Consider the following 21,216-nt stretch of genomic DNA (forward strand, 5'->3'; position numbering starts at 1 on the left):
GGGACAGCGGGCGGGACGCGAGAGGGCCGTCACTCTTTGTGATGACGTGAGCGGAAACGGGCGGCTACCGTAGGGGCAGGCAGCAGGATCCCGTCCATGGGAGGAACCATGACCGCCGAGTCCGTAGAGCACCGCCACCACTGGCCGGTGCCGCCCGTGGACGGCTACACCGTGGACGACCTGTTCACACTGCCCGATCTCCCGCCGCACACCGAGCTGATCGACGGGAGTCTCATCACCGTGAGTCCGCAGCGCAATTTCCACGCAGACGTGATCGACCTGCTGGTCAGCGGCCTACGGCGAGACATGCCGAAGAAGTTCAGGGTGAAGCGGGAGATGACCATCGTCCTGGACCGGCGCAACGGACCGGAACCCGATGTGAGCGTGGTCTTCGCCGAGGCGGTCCGTGGCCCTGATCAGACCAGTTACCAGGCCCAGGACGTGCTGCTGGCCGTCGAGGTCGTGTCCCCGGACTCGGAGTCCCGCGACCGTACGACCAAGCCGCAGAAGTACGCCGCCGCCGGCATCCCCCACTTCTGGCGCGTCGAGCGCGACGGCACCGGCGGCAGCCCACTCGTCCACGTGTACGAGAGGGACCCGTTGACCCTCACGTACGTGCACATGGGCATGCACCGCGACCGGATCAAGGTCGACCACCCCTATGCCATCGACATCGACCTGACCGCCGTCACCGAGTTCTGAACCGGGCCCTCACACCACCGTCGCCCCCGGCACCGGCCCCGGCGCCGTGCGCACCGTGCGGCAGGTGCCGGAGTCGCCCAGCGCGTCCGAGATCGCCTCCGCCGACTCCGCGTCCCGGGCGAGGAAGGCCGTGGTCGGCCCCGAGCCCGAGACCAGGGCGGCCAGCGCACCTGCCGCGCGTCCCGCCGCCAGGGTGTCGGCCAGCTCGGGGAACAGCGACAGCGCCGCGGGCTGGAGGTCGTTGGAGACGGCGGCGGCGAGCGCCTCGGGGTCGCCCTTGGCGAGGGCGTCGAGCAGGTCCTGCGAGGCCACGGGCTCGGGGATGGTCCGGCCCCGGGCGAGCCGGTCGAACTCCCGGAAGACCGCCGGGGTGGACAGCCCGCGCCGGGCCATCGCGAACACCCAGGGGAAGGTGCCGCCGACCTCCAGCTCCGTCAGCCTCTCGCCCCGCCCGGTGCCCAGCGCCGCCCCGCCGACCAGTGCGAACGGCACGTCGCTGCCCAGCTCGGCGCAGATCTCGAGCAGTTCCTGCCGTGAGGCGCCGGTTCCCCACAGCGCGTCGCAGGCCAGCAGGGCGCCGGCGCCGTCCGCGCTGCCGCCCGCCATGCCGCCGGCGACGGGTATGTCCTTGGTGATGTGGAGGTGCACGTCGGCGTCCCGGCCGTACCGCTCGGCGAGCGCGAGGGCCGCGCGGGCGGCGAGGTTCGTACGGTCCAGGGGCACCTCGGTGGCGTCCGGCCCCTCGCAGGTGACGCGCAGGCCGCCGGCGGACGGCGTGACGGTGACCTCGTCGTGGAGGCCGACCGCGAGGAACACGTTGGCCAGGTCGTGGAAGCCGTCCGGGCGGGCCGCGCCGACCGCGAGCTGGACGTTGACCTTGGCGGGCACGCGGACGGTGACGCTCACGCGACGGGCTCCTCGGACGGCTCGGGCTCCGTGGACTGCTTGTGCTCGGCGATGCGCGCGAACTCCTCGACGGTCAGGGACTCGCCGCGGGCCTGCGGCGACACCCCGGCGGCGACCAGTGCGGCCTCCGCCGCCGCAGCCGAGCCCGCCCATCCGGCGAGGGCCGCCCGCAGGGTCTTGCGGCGCTGGGCGAAGGCCGCGTCGACGACGGCGAAGACCTCGCGCCGGGTGGCGGTGGTCTTCGGCGGCTCGTCGCGGCGGACGAGGGAGACCAGGCCGCTGTCGACGTTGGGTGCCGGCCAGAACACGCTCCGCCCGATGGCGCCGGACCGCTTGACCCGGGCGTACCAGTTGGCCTTGACCGAGGGCACGCCGTACACCTTCGAGCCGGGCGGGGCGGCGAGCCGGTCGGCGACCTCCGCCTGGACCATGACGAGGCTGCGCTCGATGCTCGGGAAGGTCTCGAGCATGTGCAGCAGCACCGGGACGGCCACGTTGTAGGGCAGGTTGGCGACCAGCGCGGTCGGGGCGGGCCCCGGCAGCCCGGTGACCCGCATCGCGTCGGAGTGGACCAGCGCGAACCGGTCGGCGCGCTCCGGCATCCGGGCCGCGACGGTCGCGGGCAGCGCGGCGGCCAGGACGTCGTCGATCTCGACGGCGGTGACCCGGTCGGCGGCCTCCAGCAGCGCCAGGGTGAGCGAGCCGAGCCCCGGACCCACCTCGACGACCACGTCGTCGGGGCGGACCCCGGCGGTGCGCACGATACGGCGGACCGTGTTCGCGTCGATCACGAAGTTCTGGCCGCGCTGCTTGGTGGGCCGCACGCCGAGCGCGGCCGCGAGTTCGCGGACGTCGGCGGGGCCCAGGAGGGCGTCGGGGGTGGGGCTCGTCACGGGACAAGGGTACGGGGCGCGGGACCCCGCAGGTCACGCCTGTGGATAACCGAAGGCCCGTGCCGTGTTCGCCGCGAGGGCCGTGGCGAGGGTGTCCTCGTCCGTGCCGCGTACGGCCGCCATGGCCCGCACGGTGACCGGCACCAGGTACGGGGCGCCCGGCCGGCCGCGGTGGGGCACCGGTGTCAGGAACGGGGCGTCGGTCTCGACCAGGAGGAGCTCCGGCGGGGCGACGGCGAGGGCGTCGCGCAGGTTCCGGGCGTTCTTGAAGGTGACGTTCCCGGCGAACGACATGAAGTACCCGGCGCGGGCGCAGATCTCCGCCATCTCCGCGTCCCCCGAGTAGCAGTGGAAGACGGTGCGCTCCGGCGCGCCCTCCTCCTTGAGCACGCGCAGTACGTCGGCGTGGGCGTCGCGGTCGTGGATGACCAGGGCCTTGCCGTGCCGCTTGGCGATCTCGATGTGGGCGCGGAAGGAGCGCTCCTGCGCCTCCTTGCCTTCGGGCCCGGTGCGGAAGTAGTCGAGCCCGGTCTCGCCGACGCCCTTGACCTGGGGCAGCGCGGCCAGCCGGTCGATCTCGGCGAGCGCCTCGTCCAGGGCCGCGTCCCCGCCCGGCTCCCGCGCGCCCTGCCGCGACCAGCCGTCAGGGTCGCCGTGCACGATCCGGGGAGCCTCGTTCGGATGCAGGGCGACGGTCGCGTGCACGCTCTCGTACGCGGCGGCCGTGTCCGCCGCCCAGCGCGAGCCCGCGAGGTCGCAACCGACCTGGACCACCGTCGTCACCCCCACCGACGCGGCCTTGGCGAGCCCTTCCTCCACCGTGCCGGACTGCATGTCGAGGTGGGTGTGCGAGTCCGCGACCGGTACCCGCAGCGGCTCCGGAAGCGGCGGGGCGGCGTTCCGGTCGGAGGTGTCGGAGGTGTTCGAAGGCATGCCCCGATCCTACGGAAGGCCGTGCACGCACCGTCCGGCCCCGGGGCGACGCGGGCGACGGTCCGGCTCGGGAGGCCGCCGGGTACACCGTCCCCGCCCGAGAGGGCACGGAACCGCACCGGCCTGCGACTCCACCACCCGGCCGCGAGCCGAGGCCACCCCGCCGCGCACCACCGCCCCGCCGTCATCCCGTTGCGCACCATCGCCCCGCCATCGCCCCGCGCCCCGCGACGAGAAAGGAGGCCTCCGACGGCGCCCGCCACCCCCGCTCACCCCACGGAACACCCCGCCGTCATCCCGCCACACACCACCCCGCCCTCACCCCGCCCCGCGCCACCACCGCCCCGCGACAAGAAAGCAGGCCCCCGACGGCGCCCGCCACCCCCGCTCACCCCGCGGAGCGCTTCGCCGCCACCACCGCGTCGAAGACCTCCCGCTTGGGCACCCCCGCCTCCACGGCGACCGCCGCGATGGCCTCCTTGCGGCGCTCCCCCGCCTCCTCGCGCACCCGTACCCGGCGTACCAGCTCGGTGGCGTCCACTTCCTCGGGCCCGTGGTCCGGGGCGCCCTCGACGACGACGGTGATCTCACCGCGTACGCCCTCGGCCGCCCATGCGGCCAGCTCGGCCAGGGGACCGCGCCTGACCTCCTCGTACGTCTTGGTCAGTTCACGGCAGACGGCGGCACGGCGCTCCGTGCCGAACACCTCGGCCATCGCGGCGAGGGTGGCGTCGAGCCGGTGCGGGGACTCGAAGTAGACGAGGGTGCGCCGCTCCCCGGCGACCTCCCGCAGCCGCCCCAGCCGTTCCCCGGCCTTGCGGGGCAGGAACCCCTCGAAGCAGAACCGGTCCACGGGCAGCCCGGACAGGGCGAGCGCGGTGAGTACGGCGGACGGTCCGGGCACGGCGGTGACCTTGACGTCCCGCTCGACGGCGGCGGCGACCAGCCGGTAGCCGGGGTCGGACACGGACGGCATCCCGGCGTCCGTCACGAGCAGCACGCGGGCGCCGCCCGCCAGCTCCTCGACCAGTTCGGGCGTACGGGCGGACTCGTTGCCCTCGAAGTAGGAGACGACCCGCCCCTTGGGGGTGACGCCGAGTGCCTGGGTCAGCCGTCGCAGCCGCCGGGTGTCCTCGGCGGCGACGACGTCGGCGCCGGCCAGCTCCTCGGCGAGCCGGGGCGGGGCGTCGGAGACGTCGCCGATGGGGGTGCCTGCGAGTACGAGGATTCCGGTCACACCTGCCATCCTCCCAGCACCGGCGCCCCCGCGGGAACGGCCCGTACCCGCACCCGGCGCGCCCCCGTGGCCCCCGCGGCCGGGCGCACCCGGGGGGCCGAACACACCCGGGGGGGGGTCGCCCGGGGCATACCGGGTCCATCCCGCCCGTGCACGGGACTCGCACAGCGCCGTTCCCTACGATGGCGCGGTGACGAGTACCGCGTCCTCCACGGACACCCGGCAGGAACAGCCGCCGCAGGACCAGCAGCCGCCGTGGCAGCAGCGTCTGAGCCGTTTCGGCTACACGGCGAGGTCGGGGGGCGACGTCCGCGACCGCTTGGTCCCTCCGTACACGAAGCCGTCCGGCAGGCTGTGGACGGCGCTCGGGGTGCCGCCGGGACTCGGCGAGAGGATCACCCGCTGGTCGGGCTGGGGCGGTCCGCTGCTGGTCACGCTGGTGGCGGGGGTGCTGCGCTTCTGGAACCTGGGCAGCCCCAGGAAGGTGATATTCGACGAGACGTACTACGCGAAGGACGCGTGGGCGCTGGTCCACCGCGGCTTCGAGGTCAACTGGGACAAGAACGCCGACAGCCTGGTCCTCTCCTCCGGCGGGGACGTCTCGATCCCGATCGAAGCGGCGTACGTGGTGCATCCGCCGGTCGGGAAGTACGTCATCGGGCTGGGCGAGCTGATGTTCGGGTTCGACCCGTTCGGCTGGCGGTTCATGACGGCCCTGCTCGGCACGCTGTCGGTGCTGGTGCTGTGCCGGATCGGCCGGCGCCTGTTCCGTTCGACGTTCCTCGGCTGCCTGGCGGGCGCGCTGGTGGCGGTGGACGGGCTGCACTTCGTGATGAGCCGCACCGCGCTGCTCGACGGGGTGCTGATGTTCTTCGTACTGGCGGCCTTCGGCTGCCTGGTCGTCGACCGGGACCGGGCGCGGGAGAGGCTCGCGGCCGCGCTGCCCGTGGGCACCGACGGCAGGACCCTGCCGGACGCGCACATCGCCGCCGCCACACGGCTGGGCCTGCGGCCGTGGCGGCTGGCGGCGGGGCTGATGATGGGCCTGGCGTTCGCCACGAAGTGGAACGGCCTGTACATCATGGCCGCGTTCTGTGTGATGTCGGTGCTGTGGGACGTCGGCTCCCGCCGGACCGCGGGCGCCCACCGCCCGGTCCGGGCCGTCGTGCGGCGCGACCTGGGCTGGGCGTTCCTGTCCACGGTCCCCGTCGCCCTGGCCACCTACGTCACGTCCTGGACCGGCTGGTTCCTCTCCGCCGACGACGGCAGCGGCGGCTACTACCGCGACTGGGCGGTGACCGACGGCAAGGACAGCTCCTGGTCGTGGCTGTTCCCCGACTGGTGGCGCAGCTTCTGGCACTACGAGACCCAGGTGTACGAGTTCCACGTCGGCCTGTCCTCGCCGCACCCCTACGAGTCCAACCCGTGGAGCTGGATCGTCGCGGGCCGCCCGGTCTCGTTCTTCTACGAGTCGCCTGCGCCCGGCGCGGACGGCTGCCCGGCCGACGCGGCCGAGAAGTGCGCCCGCGAGGTACTGGCCCTGGGCACGCCCCTGCTGTGGTGGGTGGGCTGCTTCGCGCTCCTCTACGTCCTGTGGCGGTGGTTCTTCCGCCGGGACTGGCGGGCGGGCGCCATCGCCTGCGGCATCGCGGCCGGCTATCTGCCCTGGTTCTTCTACCAGGAGCGCACGATCTTCTTCTTCTACTCCGTCGTCTTCCTCCCCTTCCTGTGCCTGGCGGTGGCGATGCTCCTGGGCGCGCTCGTCGGCCCGCCCCGGGCGGGCGACACCCGCCGCGTGGCGGGTGCCACGGCAGCGGGCGTGCTGACCCTGCTGATCGCCTGGAACTTCATCTACTTCTGGCCCATCCACACGGGCACGTCCATCCCGATCGAGGACTGGCGGGCGCGGATGTGGCTGGACACCTGGGTCTAGTGCTGTGACCGGGAAGGCGTACCGGGAGGGCACGGCAGGCTGCCGCGCCCTCCCGGTCGTGGTGGGCCGTTGCCGAGGGTGAACGCGTGATGTCGCCGGGCTGCCCGGATGGGTCTGACGGTCAGGCCGGTCCCGGTGAGGCAGCCGTCCATGGGGTCACCGGGGTTTTCTCAACGAAAGGATCTCGTGAGGTGACTCGGCCCAGGGGGTTCCGCGAGCCGCGATGAGTCCTGCGGCGTCCGGCGGTCCTACGGTGGAACCCGTTACCGAGGAGGACTCCGGATGCGCAGCGTGACCTGTTCGATGAACGTCTCACTCGACGGCTACATCGTCGGGCCGGACGGCGGCTTCGACTGGACGGGCCCCGACGAGGAGGTCTTTCGCTTCTGGATCGACGAGATTCGAGAGGTCGGCGTCCACCTGTTGGGACGACGGCTGTACGAGACGATGCTGTACTGGGAGAACGCCGACCAGGATCCAACGCTCGACGACTCCATGCGCGAGTGGACCGCGCTCTGGAAGCCGCTCCCGAAGGTGGTGTTCTCCACCACCTTGTCGGCGGTGCAGGGCCATGCCCGCCTGGCCTCCGGCGGCCTGGCGGAGGAGATCGGGCGGTTGCGGGCCGAGCCGGGGGAGGGCGACATCGCGATCGGCGGCGCGACTCTCGCCGCCGAGGCGGCCGCGTCGGGTCTGATCGACGAGTACCGGGCCATGGTCCACCCGGTGCTGGTCGGCGGTGGCGTTCCGTTCTTTCCCCAACGGGGGCGCCGGGTGGATCTCGAACTCGTCGAGACCCGCACCTTCGGCTCGAAGGTCGTCTACCTCCGCCACCGCGTGGCGCGTTAGCCGGCTCGGCCGCCGAGCCCTGGGAAGAACGGCCCGGCCGGTGACGTCTTCCCAGTAAAGATCACTTCCAGTGTCCGCCGAGGACAAGGGCGGCGCGGGTGATGCAGCCGATTCGGCTCGGGCGAGGGTGACGTGGTGCAGGGTGCACCGGGGGCCGGTCCGTGCGCGCCGGCCTTCGCGGCGTCCGAAGGGGCTACGGAGCGGGACGTACGGAGAGACGGAGAACGGAGAACGGAGAGACGAGGGTGCACGGAGACGGGGGTGCACGGAGACGGGGGTGCCCGGAGGAGGAACGCCCCTTCATCCGTTCGGAGGTGGACCGACCGCGAACAGATGCCGGTCCGAACCGATCTCCTTTCGGACAACAAAGGTCAACTACCGTCCCCGGCGTCACTCCTTGTGCGTAGAGTGCTCACTCGCCGAACTTTCTGAACACGTTCATAAGACGTGGGAGGTCCGGCGGGGGAGGGGAAGCGCCCGATGGGCAAGGGGGTCAAGGCGACCGTCATCGGCGGTGTGTTCGCGGTGATGGTGGGTGGGGCCGGGTACGGGGTCTACAACATCGTGTCGGCGGTGAACGGCGACGGGGGCGGCGGCGGTTCGGACGCGGCCGTGACGAAGAAGACCGGGCCGCCGGACGAGGAGGAGGTCGAGAAGGCGAGCGCGACGTTCCTCGCGGCCTGGGAGAAGGGGCGGGCGACGCGGGCGGCGTCGTACACGAACAACGCCGAGGACGCCGCCCCGCTGCTGGCGGCCTACCGCGAGGACGCCCGCATCACCGATGTCGAGATCACGCCCGGCACGGTCTCCGGCACCACCGTGCCGTTCCGCGTGGAGGCGACCGTCTCGTACGACGGGAAGTCCGAACCTCTCGCCTACAAGAGCGAGTTGACCGTGGTGCGCGGGCAGACCACCGGGCGGGCGCTGGTCGACTGGGAGCCCTCCGTCGTCCACCCGGAGCTCGAGGACGGCGACACCCTGGTCACCGGGGAGTCCGCGCAGCCGCCGATCGAGGCCGTGGACCGGGACGGCACGGTGCTGACGGAGGACGACCACCCCTCCCTCGGGCCGGTCCTGGACACGCTGCGCGAGAAGTACGGCGACAAGGCGGGCGGCACCCCCGGCATCGAGCTGACGATCCGGCACGCCGAGGGCGCCGGCGGTGGGGCGGGTGCCGCCGACTCCACGCTGGTGACCCTCGCGAAGGGCAAGCCCGGCAAGCTGCGGACGACGCTCAGCGCGGGCGTGCAGGCCGCCGCCGAGAAGGCGGTGAGGGAGTTCGCCGAGTCGTCGGTGGTCGCCGTGCAGCCGAGCACCGGCGAGGTGCTGGCCGTGGCCAACCACCGCCAGGACGGGTTCGACGCGGCGTTCCAGGGCCGGGTCGCCCCCGGATCCACCATGAAGATCATCACCGCGGCCATGCTCATCGACAACGGCGTGGCCTCGATGAACGGTCCGGCGCCCTGCCCGCCCACCGCGACCTGGCAGAGCCAGACCTTCAAGAACCTCACCGGCATGGAGCCGAACGAGGGCGCCACCCTCGCCGACAGCTTCCTGCGCTCCTGCAACACGGCCTTCATCAAGCTCATCGACGAGACCCCGCTGACCGACGCCTCGCTCACCCAGGAGGCGCAGGAGCGGTTCGGGCTCGGCCGGGACGACTGGGCGACCGGCATCGTCTCCTTCGACGGCAGCGTCCCCGCGGTCGGCGGTCCGGACCGCGCGGCGAACGCCATCGGCCAGGGCCAGGTGCAGATGAACCCGCTGAACATGGCGTCGGTGACGGCCACCGCCATCACCGGCACCTTCCGCCAGCCCTACCTCGTCTCCCCGGAGCTCGACGGCCGGCAGCTGGCGCAGGCGAAGGGCCTGCCGGCCGACACCGCGAGCCAGGTGAAGCAGATGATGCGTCTGACGGCCACACAGGGCACCGCCGCGCAGGCGATGTCCGGGCTCGGCGGCGACATCGGCGCGAAGACCGGCTCCGCGGAGGTCGACGGCAACGCCACCTCCGACAGCTGGTTCACCGGCTTCCGGGGCGACGTCGCGGCGGCGGCCATGACCCAGCAGGGCGGTCACGGCGGCGACGCGGCCGGTCCGATTGTCGCAGCTGTGCTACGAGCGGGCGGCTGACCGCGACGCGCGGAAGGCGGGACTCTAGGCTGGTGGCCGTCACGGGCAGGTGAGCGCCGCATGAACAGCGGGCCGGTATGACGGTACGACCATCCGCCTACGGCCCGTCGACCTGTCGGCCGGTCAGCCCGGCGGATGCGGACTTTGCGGAGGATCGGACAGCAGTGGGCAACAGAAGGCGCGTCGCCGAGCGACGGAAGACCAGCCCCGCCGTACTCGGCGGGGTGATCGCCGCCGTCGTCGGGGGCGCCGGATTCGGTGCCTACGCGCTGTTCGGGGGCGGGTCCGGGTCCGAGGGCGACCCCCGGGCGGCCGCCACCCAGCAGGCCAGGGCCAAGAGCGGCCCGCTGTCCGCCGCCGAGGTCACCGCCGCGGCCGACCGCTTCCTCACCGCCTGGCAGCAGGGCAAGGTCGGCGAGGCCGCCGACGCCACCGACGACCCGGAGGCGGCCACCGCCCTGCTCACCGGCTACGCCAAGGACGCCCGCGTCGAGGACGTCACCCTCACCGCCGGCGCCCGCACCGGCACCGAGGTCCCGTTCTCCGTCAAGGGCACGGTGGCGTACGAGGAGATCACCGAGCCGCTGGCGTACGACAGCAGGCTGACCGTCGTACGCCGGGGCGGGGACGGTGAACCGCGGGTCGCGTGGCAGCCCTCGGTCGTGCACCCCGACCTCGAGGACGGCGACAAGCTGGTCACCGGGAAGACGGACACCCCGCCGATCAGGGCGCTGGACCGGGACGGCGGTGAGCTGACCACCAAGGACTACCCGTCCCTGGGCCCGGTCCTCGACGGGCTGCGCGAGAAGTACGGGAAGACGGCGGGCGGCGAGGCCGGCATCGAGCTGCGGGTCGTCCGCGGCGAGAAGTCCAAGAAGGCGGAGGCCTCCGACAAGACCGTGCTGGAGGTGAGCGAGGGCACCCCCGGGACGGTGCAGACCACGCTGGACCCGGCCTTCCAGGCGGCGGCCGAGGAACAGGTGGCCAAGAAGGCCAAGTCGTCGGTGGTGCTGATGCGGCCGTCGAGCGGCGAGATACTCGCCGCCGCGAACTCCTCGCGCGGTTTCAACACCGCGTTCCAGGGTTCGCTGGCCCCGGGTTCGACGATGAAGGTGCTCACCGCCTCGCTGCTCATCGAGAAGGGCCTCGCGTCCATCGACAAGAAGCACCCGTGCCCGAAGTACTCCAGCTACGGCGGCTGGAAGTTCCAGAACCTCGACAAGTTCGAGATCAAGGGCGGCACGTTCCGCGACAGCTTCGGCGCCTCCTGCAACACCGCCTTCATCAGCCAGGCGTCCGAACTGGAGGACGACGACCTGACCGAGCAGGCGCAGGAGGTCTTCGGGCTCTCCCGCAACGACTGGCAGATCGGTGTCGCGTCCTTCGACGGCTCGGTGCCGGTGCAGAAGGACGCCCCCATGGCGGCCTCCCTGATCGGCCAGGGCGGGGTCCGGATGAACCCGCTGAACATGGCGTCGGTGTCGGCGACCGTCAAGGCGGGCGAGTTCCGCCAGCCGTACCTGGTGTCGCCGGAGGTGGACGGCCGGAAGCTGGCCACCGCCTCGCGCACCATGTCGGCCGGGACGGTGACGCAGCTGCGGCAGCTGATGTCCTACACGGCGACCAGCGGCACCGCGGCGAAGGCGATGGCCGGGGTCGGCGGCGACAAGGGCGCGAAGACCGGCTCGGCCGAGGTCGACGGGCAGAAGAAGCCCAACGGCTGGTTCACCGCGTACCGCGGGGACCTCGCCGCGGCGGGAGTCGTCCAGGCGGCCGGCCACGGCGGCTCGACGGCGGGCCCGATCGTGGCGAGCCTGCTGAAGCTCGGCGACTGACCGGTCCGGGCACGGCCCCCGGACCGTCCGCAGGTCCGTCCGTCCGCCAGTGTGCCCGTGTGCCCGTCCGCCAGTCCGTGCGTCCGTCCGTGCGTCCGTCCGTCAGTGCGGCACCGGTTCGGTGGCTGCCGCTGCCACGTGCGCACGGCGCAGGAAACGCGTCAGGGCCTTCGTCTCGAACTGCACCACCGACACTCCCTGCGCGGAGTGGAACTCCACGACCGCCTGCACCCGGCCGCACGGCCACACCTGCACGTCACCACTGCCCGCAGGGGCGCGCAGCCCTTGTTCGAGCAGCTCACGGGGCAGACTCCACTCACGGCCGGCGGGACCGGGAAGACTCACCCGCACGGTCCGGGGATCGCGCCCGGGATCGTAGCTCAACCTCACCGGCACCGTTCGGCCCGCTGCCTGCGGGGCGTCCGCGTCCGTGACGATCTGGGCGCGTGCGTACTGTTCGACTACGTTCATGGGTGGCCCCTCACGGTGCGCTACCTGCACGAAAGCCGTATACCCGCCCCTGCGTCCAATGTGCCACAGATTCCGGAATCCGACTCTCCGTACACGGGCGGCCACCGGAGCGCGGCCACGGGCACCCGGTCACGCCCGGCCGGCCGTCCTCCCCGGGGGTGAGGAATCCCGGGTGGACGGCCGCTGTTGCACCTCGCGTCGCGGGCGAGCACGCCCGGCGGCGGACAGAAGTGCAGGGAACGGTACGGAAAGGACCGACAGGCGTGGGCGTCGAGGTGCACGGCACGGTGACCGAGGGCTTCGAGCCGGTCAGGAAGGCGTTCGCAGGGAACTTCGAGCGCCTCGGGGAACGGGGTGCGGCCGTCACCGTGTACCGGGACGGGCGGCGGGTCGTCGATCTGTGGGCCGGCGCGAAGAACGTCGACGGTGGGGCCGGCGGTGAGGGCTCCGGTTCCGAGCCGTGGGAGCAGGGCACGGCCCAGCTCGTCCGCTCGGCGACCAAGGGCGTCGCCGCCGCCGTACCCCTGCTGCTGCACCAGTACGGCGAACTGGACCTGGACGCGCCGGTCGGCCACTACTGGCCCGAGTTCAAGGCCCGGGGCAAGGAGCAGGTCCTCGTCCGGCACGTACTGAACCACCGGGCCGGTCTCCCGCTCCTCGACCGCCCGCTCACCCCGCGGGAGGCGCTCGACCCGCTGCGGGGTGCCGAGGCCGTCGCCGCCCAGGCACCCGTGTGGGAGCCGGGCACGGACCACGGCTACCACGCCCTCACCTACGGCTGGCTGCTCGACGGGCTGGTACGACGCGTGACGGGCGGCCGGGGCACCGGCGAGTGGATCGCGGAGCGGATCGCCGCCCCCCTGGGGCTGGACTTCTGGCTGGGCCTGCCGGACGCGGAGACCGGCCGGGTGGGGAGGGTCGGCCCGGTCCAGGGACCCGAGCCGTCCGGCGCGCTGCGCGCCCGCCCCAAACGCTCGGTCACCGAGGCCTACAAGGACCCCGCCTCCGTCACCCGCCGGGCCTTCGCCGCGATCGATCCGTTCCCGGACCACAACGACCCGGAGTTCCGCGCGGTCCCCCATCCCGCCGCCAACGGCGTCGCGACGGCGGACGGGCTGGCCCGCTTCTACGCCGCGCTCATCGGGCAGGTCGACGGCGTACGCCTCTTCGGGGCGGCCACCGTCGAACGCGCCCGCGCCGAGGAGTCGGCGGGCCCGGACCGTGTCCTGATCGTCGGCACCCGCTTCGGCCTGGGCTACATGCTGCACGGGAGTGCGTCGCCCTTGCTGGCCCCGGGTTCCTTCGGCCACCCCGGCCGCGGCGGCTCCCTCGGCTTCGCCGACCCGGACACGGGCATCGCCTTCGGCTACGTCACCAACGGCTTCCGCACCACGGTGACCTCGGACCCCCGCGCCCAGTCCCTGGTAAGGGCGGTACGCTCCGTCGTCCTCACCTGACCCGTACACGGCCGCTCGTAAGCCGCCGCCTGTACGCCGCCGCCTGTACGCGGCCGCTCGTGCGGGACCGCTCAGACGGGACCGCTCAGACGTGGATCGGGTGCGAGGTCCGCCCCGACATCGCGTCGATCTCGTCGTGCGCCTTGGTCAGCATCTGCATCGTGAGCTCGTTGAGTGCCCTGGCGCCGGCCACCTCCTCCCCGACCCTGGGCTGGTTCTCGTCGACCCGGTGCCGGCTCGCGTGCCCGTGGCCCCGTAGCTCGGTCCCGTCGGGCAAGCGCACCATGGCCACCGCCCGCGTGTGCTGGTCGTCCTCCATGAACTCCATCTCGACATGCCACCCCACGGTGGTACGCATGGTGTTCGTCATGACGGTCACCTCCGGAATACCTAGTTCCAGGGTGCGCCCCGCACCGGCCCGCCGCACCTGCCCGCCGGACGACGTGTTCGGGGCCCGCCGGCCCCTCCCCCCGAACGGGCGCCCAAGCAGCCCGCCTGCCCTCCCCGGCACGGCATCAGCCCGGCCCCGACGGCCGGCGGCCCGGACACGGCGACGCGCGGGGCGCCGCAGCGCCCCTTGGGGAACAGGGCCCCGATCGCGGCGCCGACGAGGACGGAGCGCTCCCGCGGGGCGGCGACCGGCCGGGTTTTCCAGGTCCGGCCCTCCAGGACGGCACGGGCGGCCCGAGTCGCTTCGCGACGTGTGCGGGGAACAGGGTCCACGGCGTGTGAGCGACGGCGAGGTACGAGGCGTACCTGCACAAGGCCGTCCGGGCGAAGACGGAGGCCGGTACGGAGGCCGGTGAGGGCCCCCGTCCCCACGGGGGCCCTCACCGGCCGGTCCTGCGGCGCGCTGCGGCTGTCAGACGCGGGCCAGGTCCCAGTCGTCGTCCGGGCTGCCGCCCTTCCTCTCCGCGTCGGTGCGCAGGCCCTCGCCCTCGACGTCCACGTTGGGCAGGACGCGGTCCAGCCACTTCGGGAGCCACCAGGCCTTCTTGCCCAGCAGGGCCAGTACCGCCGGCACGATCGCCATGCGGACGACGAACGCGTCGAAGAAGACGGCGACGGCGAGGCCGAAGCCGATCATCTTGACCATCGCCTCGCTGGAGCCGATGAACCCGGCGAAGACCGCCATCATGATCACCGCGGCCGCGCTCACCACACGGGCGCCGTGCCGGAAGCCGGTCACCACGGCCTGGCTCGGCTTCTCGCCGTGGACGTAGGCCTCCCGCATCCGGGTCACGAGGAACACCTCGTAGTCCATGGCCAGTCCGAAGACCACGCCGACCATGAAGATCGGCATCATCGACATGACCGGGCCGGTCTCCTCCACGCCCATCAGGCCGGACAGCCAGCCCCACTGGAAGACCGCGACCACGGCGCCCAGCGCGGCCATCACCGAGAGGAGGAAGCCGAGGGCCGCCTTGAGCGGGACCAGGACCGACCGGAAGACCACGATCAGCAGCAGGAAGGCCAGGCCGACCACCAGGGTCAGGTACGGGAGCAGCGCGTCGTTGAGCTTCTGCGACACGTCGATGTTCATCGCCGTGGCACCGGTGACCAGGACGTCCGCGTCGGTGTCGGCCCTGACGTCCGCTCCGGCGTCCCGGATGTCGTGGACCAGGTCCTCGGTGGCGACGGACGAGGGCTTGGAGTCCGGGACGACGGTGATCGTCGCCGTGTCGCCGGCCTTGTTGGGTGTCGCGGGGCTCACCGAGACGGCGCCGTCGAGCGCCTTGACGGCGTCGCCGGTCTGCCGGAAGACGGCGTCCGGGTCGTCGCTGCCCTTGGCGTCGACCACGACGACGAGCGGGCCGTTGAATCCGGGGCCGAAGCCTTCGGAGAGCAGGTCGTAGGCGCGGCGCTGGGTGGTGGACGTCGGCTGCGAGCCGTCGTCGGGCAGGCCGAGTTCGAGGGAGGACGCGGGTACGGCCGCCGCGCCGAGGCCGACGACGCCGAGCAGGAGGACGGCCACGGGACGCCGGACGACGAAGCTCGCCCAGCGGGTGCCCAGGTTCGGGCGCTGCGCCTGCTGCTGCGGCTTCTCCTCGTCCGCGTTCCCGGCCTTGCGCCCGCCCGGCCTGCCCTTCTCGCCGGCCGCGCGGACCCTGCGGCCCGCGTAGCCGAGCAGCGCCGGAACCATGGTGAGGGCGATCAGGACCGCGATGGCGACCGTGCCGGCGGCGGCGATGCCCATCTTGGTGAGCATCGGGATGTTGACCACCGACAGGCCGACGAGGGCGATGACGACCGTGAGGCCGGCGAAGACGACCGCGGAGCCCGCGGTGCCGACGGCGCGGCCCGCCGCGTCCTCGCGTTCCCGGCCCTCGGCCAGTTCGGCGCGGTAGCGGGAGACGATGAACAGCGCGTAGTCGATGCCGACGGCGAGGCCGATCATCATGGCCAGGATGGAGGTGGTCGAGCCGAGTTCGAGCGTCGAGGCCAGCGCGGTGATGCTCGCGACGCCGATGCCGACCCCGATGAGCGCGGTGAGCAGCGGCAGACCGGCCGCGACCAGCGAGCCGAAGGTGATGACCAGGACGACCGCGGCGACACCGATGCCGATGATCTCGGCGGCGCCGGTCGCCGGGACGGCCTGGAGCGCGTCACCGCCGATCTCCACGGTCAGGCCGGTGTCCCGGGCGCTCTCCGCGGCGTCCCGGAGGAAGTCGCGCGAGGAGTCCTCCAGTTCCATGCCGGAGACCTGGTAGGTCACCGAGGCGTAGGCGACGGTGCCGTCCTTGCTGACGCCTCCGCCCGCGTACGGGTCGGTGACACGGGCGACCTCGGAGCCGTCGGAGAGTTCCCCGACGGTGTCCTGGACGGTCGCCCTGTGGCCGGCGTCGGTCATCTTCTCGCCTGCGGGCGCCTTGAAGACGACACGTGCGGTCGCTCCGTCGGCACTGCTCCCGGGGAAACGCTCCTCCAGCACGTCGAAGGCCTTCTGGGCCTCGGTGCCGGGGATGGAGAAGGAGCTGTTGCCGGCGACGGGTGCGCCGGCCGCGCCGGCGCCCGCGAGCGCCAGCAGCGCCACCCAGAACAGGGCTACGAAGTGCCGTCGCCTGAAGGCGAAGCGGCCGAGTCGGTACAGCAAAGTGGCCACGAGGGAGTACTCCCGGTCAGGTCGCGGATTGTTCGGGACAGGGGAGATCGGCCCGACGACGGTGGGGGTACCGCCCATGCCTTCAAGGCAAGGGGGAGGTGGCGTCCGTCAGGAGGCAGGGGTGGTACTGGTGGTGTTCGCCGGCCGGCGGGTCCGGTCAGCGGGGGGAGACGCCGAGGGCGGGGAGCACCACGGCGTCGATGTACGAGGTGAGGAACTCCCGCGTGGGCGGCAGGTCGTCGATCAGCGTCCGCGTGGCGAACGCGCCGATGAGCATGTGCACGATGTAGGCCAGTGCCGGATTGTCCGGGCGGACCTCGCCGCGCTCGACCGCACGCCGGACGATCGCCTGGAACTCGTCGACCTCGGGTTCCACGAGCAGGTCCTTGAAGGCCCGCCGCAGGTCGTCGTTCGTGTGCACCGCCATGGCGAGCGCCCGCATCAGGGCGGCGTTCTGCTCCATGACGCAGTCGTCCTCGCGGCCGATGATGCCGTGCAGGTCGCCCCGCAGGGAACCGGTGTCGACGTCGCCGATGCCGCCGGGCTTCTGGTGCCGCATGGCCCTGACCACCAGCTCGGCCTTGCCGCCCCACTGGCGGTAGAGCGTGGCCTTGCTGGACCGGGTGCGGGCGGCCACGGCGTCCATGGTGAGGGCGTCGTACCCGACCTCGCGGAGCAGGTCGAGCACGGCCGCGTACAACTCGGCCTCGCGCTCGGGGGTGATCCGGCTGCGCCGCACGCTCGCGACCTCGGTCATCCCGCTCACCTTCCCACTTCCTCGTTCCCGTCAGGGGGACCGCCGCGTCACACGACACACGTCCGTACACATGGTGCCGTACGTCCGCCCTCGCGTACGCGGACTCGTACGCGAGGTGTGCGCGGATTCCTACATGACGAATGTACCCAGGATCTTAAGAGAACGAAACGGTTTCGTACGTGTGCTGGGTCACGTCCGGGAGAGCCACCGCTCCTCCGCAGGAGTTGCTGCGGCCCTTCCCCCGGAAAAGCATGGGATGGTGAGCTATCTGCGCCTGCCACACCTCAACGGTGACCTGCTGTGCTTCGTGGCCGAGGACGATCTCTGGCTCGCCCCGCTCGACCCGCCGGGCGGCCGGGCCTGGCGGCTCACCGTGGACCGCACCAAGCTCGGCCATCCCCGCTTCTCCCCCGACGGCCGCCACATCGCGTACACGAGCTGGCGCAGCCTCGCCCCCGAGGTCCACCTGGTGCCGGTGGACGGCGGTCCCGGACGCCGGCTCACCTACTGGGGCAGCTCCGACACCCGGGTCTGCGGCTGGGCTCCCCCGAACGGGAACGCGGGCGCCGAGATCCTCACCGTCGCCTCGCACGGCGAACCGTTCTCGTACTTCACCTGGGCCTACAAGCTCTCTCCCGACGGCAGTCCGGGCCGCAAACTGCCGTGGGGCCCGGTGACCGACCTCCAGGTCGCCGACGTCGGCGGAGAACGGCAGACCCTGCTGCTCACCGGCACCCCACCGCACGAACCGGCCTCCTGGAAGCGGTACCGGGGCGGGGCGACGGGCAGACTGTGGCTGCACGGACGGCGCCTGCTCGGCGGGAGCGAGGGGACCGGCGGGGGCGGCGAGGGGACCGGCGGGGGGCCCGGCGGGGGCGGCGAAGGCGTCGACGGGCATCTGCACTCCCCGGTGTTCGTCGGCGGGCGGATCGCCTTCCTCTCCGACCACGAGGGCGTCGGCAACCTGTACTCCGTGGCGTACGACGGCTCCGACCTGCGCCGTCACACCGATCACGACGCGTTCTACGCCCGCCACGCGTCCAGTGACGGCACCCGGGTCGTCTACCAGTGCGCCGGTGACCTGTGGATCGTCGACGACCTGTCCCCGGGCTCGGTGCCGCGTCGGCTCGACATCACGCTGAGCGGGCCGCGCGCGGGGCGGCGCCGCTACCAGGTGCCCGCCGCCCACCACCTGGACGGCATCTCCGTGGACGAGACGGGCCGGGCCAGCGCCGTCGTCGTGCGCGGCAGCCTGTACTGGCTCACCCACCGCGACGGCCCCGCCCGCACCCTCACGGACACCCCGGGCGTACGGGTGCGGCTGCCGGAGATGCTCGGCGCGGGCGGCCGGGTGGCCTACGTGACGGACGCCGACGGCGAGGACGCCGTCGAGATCGCCTCCCTGCCCCGGGCGAGCGGTCACCGCCCCGCCCGACGGCTGGCCTCGGGCGAGCTGGGCCGGGTGCTGGAGATGGTCGCCGACCCGGACGGCGGGCGGCTGGCCGTCGCCTCCCACGACGGACGCCTGCTGCTCGTCGACACCGGCGGGGAGAGCGAGGAGACCCGAGAGACCGGAGAGACTCAAGAGGCCTGGGAGACCCAGGAGGCCCAGGAGGTCCAGGAGGCCCAGGGTGGCCGTGCGGGCTCCGACGACGGCTCCGGCGCCGGCCCCTCACCCGCCCCCACACCCGCACCCCGGGTCACCGAGCTGATCCGGTCCGTCAACGGTCCCGTGCGCGATCTCGCGTTCTCGCCCGACGGCGGGTGGCTCGCCTGGTCGCACCCCGGCATCGGGCGGTCGCTGCGGCAGATCAAACTGGCCCGGATGAAGGACCGGTTGGTCATCGACGTCACCAACGGCCGTTTCGAGGACGAGAATCCGGTCTTCACCCGGGACGGCCGCTACCTCGCCTTCCTGTCCTGGCGCGGCTTCGACCCGGTGTACGACGTGCACACCGGCGACCTGTCCTTCCCGCTGGGTTGCCGCCCGTACCTGGTGCCGTTGTCGTCGGCGACCCTCTCCCCCTTCGCCCTCAACCCCGAGGGCCGGCCGGCCGCCGGAGGCCTCGACCCGGTGGAGGCCGACGACACCGAGGACATCGGCGACAGCGGGGCGGTGGCCGTCGAGACCGAGGGCCTGGAGAGCCGGGTCACCCCCTTCCCGGTCGCCGCCTCCAAGTACTCCGCGCTGCAGCCGGTCGCGGGCGGCGGGCTGGTCTGGCTGCGCTGGCCGATCTCGGGCGCGCTCGGCGAGACCTTCGCCAACCCGGACGACACCAGTGGCCGGCCGACACTGGAGCACTTCAGCATCAGCCGGGCGAAGAGATCCGAACTCGTGGAGCACCTCGACTTCTTCGCGGTCAGCGGCGACGGCACCCGGCTGGTCGTCGCGGACGAGGGCGAGCCGCGCGCGGTGCCCGCGACGGAGCCGGGCGACAGCGACTCCACCGTGTGGATCGACGTCCGCCGCATCCTGCACCAGGCCGACCCGGGGGCCGAGTGGCGGCAGGCGTACGAGGAGGCGGGGCGGCTGATCCGTTCCTACTTCTGGGACCCCGGCATGTGCGGCGTCGACTGGGACGCGATGCTCGCCCAGTACCGTCCGCTGGTCGAACGGGTCTCCTCTCCCGACGAGTTCGCGGACCTGCTGCGCGAACTCCTCGGCGAACTGGGCACGTCCCACGCCTACGTCACCCCCGCCCGACGCAACGAGGGCCCACCGCACTACCAGCGCCGCCAGGGCTTCCTGGGCGCCAACCTCGTTCCCCGCGAGGACGGTTGGACGGTCAGGCGGATCCTTCCCGGCGACTCCTCCGACTCCCGGGCCCGCTCCCCGCTGGCCGGCACCGGCATCCGCGAGGGCGCCGTCCTCACCCATGTCGACGGCCGCCCGGTGGACCTGGTCACCGGGCCCTACCCGCTGCTCGCGGGAGCGGGCGGTACGACGGTGGAGCTGACGTTCACCCCGGCCGAGGGCGCGGGCCCGCCCCGCAGGGTCGCCGTGGTCCCGCTGACCGACGAGCGTCCGCTGCGCTACCAGGACTGGGTGGCCAAACGGCGTGCCGTGGTACGGGAGTTGAGTGGCGGCCGGTGTGGCTACCTGCACATCCCCGACATGGGCGGCTCGGGCTGGGCCCAGTTCAACCGCGATCTGCGCATGGAGGTCTCCCGCCCGGCGCTGATCGTGGACGTGCGCGGCAACGCCGGGGGCCACATCAGCGAACTCGTCGTGGAGACCCTGACCCGCACCATCCTCGGCTGGGACCTCACCCGCGACGCCCAGCCCGTGTCGTACGCGGCCAACGCCCCGCGCGGGCCGGTGGTCGCCCTGGCGGACGAGGCGACCAGCTCCGACGGCGACATGATCACGGCCGCGTTCAAGCTGCTGGGACTGGGGCCGGTGGTCGGGCAGCGCACCTGGGGCGGCGTCGTCGGCATGACCGGCCGGCACCTGCTGGGGGACGGCACGGTGATCACGGTGCCGATGAACGCGGCCTGGTTCGACGCGTACGGCTGGTCGGTGGAGAACAAGGGCGTCGCCCCCGACCTGGAGGCTCTGCGCACCCCGCTGGACTGGGCGGAGGGCCGGTACGCCGTACTGGACGACGCGGTCCGACTGGCCCTGGAACTGCTGGAGTCCACGCCTCCCGCCGCGCCCCCCGCCTACGGCGACGTCCCCGACCGCTCCCGCCCGAAGCTGCCGCCGAGGGCGTCCGAGGGCTGATCGGACGCGCCGGGAAAGGGGCGCCCCCGGCAGGGAACGCCCCTTTCCAGTTCAGCTCAGCTCACGCCGTCAGGACTGGCGGCGCTGTCCGCGACGCTCCTCGGCCTCCTGCTGCATCCGACGCTGCTGGGGGTTGTCCGAGTCCTCCTCGCGACCGCGGCCGCGGTTCTGGTGCTGTTCCCTGGCCTCGCCCATCTTCTGCTTGGCCTGGTCCTTCATCCGCTCGGACTTCTCCTGGAACTGGTCCTTCATACCCATGTGGGTTCACTCCCGTTGGGGTGTGGGG

At 72.7% G+C, this 21,216-nt stretch carries 16 protein-coding genes and 1 pseudogene; 7 read left to right on the forward strand and 10 right to left on the reverse strand.

Annotated elements, in window-relative coordinates; all coding sequences use genetic code 11:
* Window positions 1-96: 96 nt before the first annotated feature.
* Window positions 97-702 (forward strand): Uma2 family endonuclease, encoded by a 606-nt coding sequence (locus tag ORI94_RS24220; protein ID WP_266079251.1) that lies wholly within the window; start codon window positions 97-99, stop codon window positions 700-702.
* 9 nt (window positions 703-711) lie between these two features.
* Here ORI94_RS24220 and ORI94_RS24225 read toward each other — a convergent pair whose 3' ends face one another.
* The 4 genes from ORI94_RS24225 to rsmI form a co-directional block, all read right to left on the reverse strand.
* Window positions 712-1,608 carry a 4-(cytidine 5'-diphospho)-2-C-methyl-D-erythritol kinase gene (locus ORI94_RS24225; RefSeq protein WP_266079253.1) on the reverse strand — a complete coding sequence of 299 codons (897 nt, stop codon included), beginning with the start codon at window positions 1,606-1,608 and terminating at the stop codon, window positions 712-714.
* Window positions 1,605-2,501 (reverse strand): 16S rRNA (adenine(1518)-N(6)/adenine(1519)-N(6))-dimethyltransferase RsmA, encoded by an 897-nt coding sequence (gene rsmA / locus ORI94_RS24230; RefSeq protein ID WP_266079255.1) that lies wholly within the window; start codon window positions 2,499-2,501, stop codon window positions 1,605-1,607. Before rsmA ends, ORI94_RS24225 begins: the two co-directional genes overlap by 4 nt.
* A gap of 33 nt (window positions 2,502-2,534) precedes the next feature.
* A complete protein-coding gene (locus ORI94_RS24235; RefSeq protein ID WP_266079257.1) occupies window positions 2,535-3,434 on the reverse strand; it encodes a TatD family hydrolase in 900 nt (299 codons plus the stop codon).
* Window positions 3,435-3,822: 388 nt separating this feature from the next.
* Window positions 3,823-4,671: a 16S rRNA (cytidine(1402)-2'-O)-methyltransferase gene (gene rsmI, locus ORI94_RS24240; protein WP_266079259.1), complete on the reverse strand. Its 849-nt coding sequence runs from the start codon at window positions 4,669-4,671 to the stop codon at window positions 3,823-3,825.
* 190 nt (window positions 4,672-4,861) lie between these two features.
* Between rsmI and ORI94_RS24245 the strand changes: the two genes are divergently transcribed.
* The 4 genes from ORI94_RS24245 to ORI94_RS24260 all read left to right on the forward strand — a co-directional run bounded on the left by ORI94_RS24245 (window position 4,862) and on the right by ORI94_RS24260 (window position 11,418).
* Window positions 4,862-6,604 (forward strand): dolichyl-phosphate-mannose--protein mannosyltransferase, encoded by a 1,743-nt coding sequence (locus ORI94_RS24245; RefSeq protein ID WP_266079261.1) that lies wholly within the window; start codon window positions 4,862-4,864, stop codon window positions 6,602-6,604.
* Window positions 6,605-6,886: 282 nt separating this feature from the next.
* Window positions 6,887-7,450, forward strand: a complete 564-nt coding sequence (locus ORI94_RS24250) for a dihydrofolate reductase family protein (protein WP_266079263.1) — start codon at window positions 6,887-6,889, stop codon at window positions 7,448-7,450.
* 480 nt (window positions 7,451-7,930) lie between these two features.
* On the forward strand, window positions 7,931-9,583 hold the full coding sequence (locus tag ORI94_RS24255) for a penicillin-binding transpeptidase domain-containing protein (RefSeq protein WP_266079265.1): 1,653 nt from the start codon (window positions 7,931-7,933) through the stop codon (window positions 9,581-9,583).
* 164 nt (window positions 9,584-9,747) lie between these two features.
* A complete protein-coding gene (locus ORI94_RS24260) occupies window positions 9,748-11,418 on the forward strand; it encodes a penicillin-binding transpeptidase domain-containing protein (RefSeq protein ID WP_266079267.1) in 1,671 nt (556 codons plus the stop codon).
* Between the two features lie 102 nt (window positions 11,419-11,520).
* Here the strand turns inward: ORI94_RS24260 and ORI94_RS24265 are convergent, their stop codons facing one another.
* Complete coding sequence (locus ORI94_RS24265; RefSeq protein WP_266079269.1) at window positions 11,521-11,889, reverse strand: SsgA family sporulation/cell division regulator; 369 nt, start codon at window positions 11,887-11,889, stop codon at window positions 11,521-11,523.
* Window positions 11,890-12,152: 263 nt separating this feature from the next.
* On the opposite strand from ORI94_RS24265, the gene ORI94_RS24270 reads away from it, so the two are divergent.
* Window positions 12,153-13,346 carry a serine hydrolase domain-containing protein gene (locus ORI94_RS24270; protein ID WP_266079271.1) on the forward strand — a complete coding sequence of 398 codons (1,194 nt, stop codon included), beginning with the start codon at window positions 12,153-12,155 and terminating at the stop codon, window positions 13,344-13,346.
* Window positions 13,347-13,431: 85 nt separating this feature from the next.
* Here ORI94_RS24270 and ORI94_RS24275 read toward each other — a convergent pair whose 3' ends face one another.
* From ORI94_RS24275 to ORI94_RS24290, 4 genes and pseudogenes are all read right to left on the reverse strand, one after another.
* Window positions 13,432-13,716: a DUF1876 domain-containing protein gene (locus tag ORI94_RS24275; protein ID WP_266079273.1), complete on the reverse strand. Its 285-nt coding sequence runs from the start codon at window positions 13,714-13,716 to the stop codon at window positions 13,432-13,434.
* Window positions 13,717-13,859: 143 nt separating this feature from the next.
* Window positions 13,860-13,988 (reverse strand): annotated as a pseudogene (locus ORI94_RS24280) (EamA family transporter); the annotation flags it as partial.
* 220 nt (window positions 13,989-14,208) lie between these two features.
* Window positions 14,209-16,449 (reverse strand): MMPL family transporter, encoded by a 2,241-nt coding sequence (locus ORI94_RS24285; protein ID WP_266079275.1) that lies wholly within the window; start codon window positions 16,447-16,449, stop codon window positions 14,209-14,211.
* 157 nt (window positions 16,450-16,606) lie between these two features.
* Entirely contained in the window at window positions 16,607-17,206 is a 600-nt protein-coding gene (locus ORI94_RS24290; RefSeq protein WP_266079277.1) for a TetR/AcrR family transcriptional regulator, read from the reverse strand.
* A 259-nt stretch (window positions 17,207-17,465) separates the two neighbouring features.
* Between ORI94_RS24290 and ORI94_RS24295 the strand changes: the two genes are divergently transcribed.
* Window positions 17,466-20,930, forward strand: a complete 3,465-nt coding sequence (locus tag ORI94_RS24295) for a S41 family peptidase (RefSeq protein ID WP_266079279.1) — start codon at window positions 17,466-17,468, stop codon at window positions 20,928-20,930.
* Window positions 20,931-20,999: 69 nt separating this feature from the next.
* On the opposite strand, the gene ORI94_RS24300 is transcribed toward ORI94_RS24295, so the two are convergent.
* A complete protein-coding gene (locus ORI94_RS24300; RefSeq protein ID WP_266079281.1) occupies window positions 21,000-21,188 on the reverse strand; it encodes a hypothetical protein in 189 nt (62 codons plus the stop codon).
* Window positions 21,189-21,216: the final 28 nt, after the last annotated feature.

Origin of the sequence: Streptomyces sp. NEAU-W12 (genome assembly GCF_026242095.1) — a bacterium.
Taxonomy (GTDB): Bacteria; Actinomycetota; Actinomycetes; order Streptomycetales; family Streptomycetaceae; genus Streptomyces.

Coding starts and splice junctions, on each gene's coding strand:
- ORI94_RS24220 (WP_266079251.1), top strand. CDS start 97: ATGGGAGGAACCATGACCGCCGAGTCCGTAGAGCACCGCCACCACTGG.
- ORI94_RS24235 (WP_266079257.1), bottom strand. CDS start 3,434: ATGCCTTCGAACACCTCCGACACCTCCGACCGGAACGCCGCCCCGCCG.
- ORI94_RS24250 (WP_266079263.1), top strand. CDS start 6,887: ATGCGCAGCGTGACCTGTTCGATGAACGTCTCACTCGACGGCTACATC.
- ORI94_RS24255 (WP_266079265.1), top strand. CDS start 7,931: ATGGGCAAGGGGGTCAAGGCGACCGTCATCGGCGGTGTGTTCGCGGTG.
- ORI94_RS24265 (WP_266079269.1), bottom strand. CDS start 11,889: ATGAACGTAGTCGAACAGTACGCACGCGCCCAGATCGTCACGGACGCG.
- ORI94_RS24275 (WP_266079273.1), bottom strand. CDS start 13,716: ATGACGAACACCATGCGTACCACCGTGGGGTGGCATGTCGAGATGGAG.
- ORI94_RS24290 (WP_266079277.1), bottom strand. CDS start 17,206: ATGACCGAGGTCGCGAGCGTGCGGCGCAGCCGGATCACCCCCGAGCGC.
- ORI94_RS24300 (WP_266079281.1), bottom strand. CDS start 21,188: ATGGGTATGAAGGACCAGTTCCAGGAGAAGTCCGAGCGGATGAAGGAC.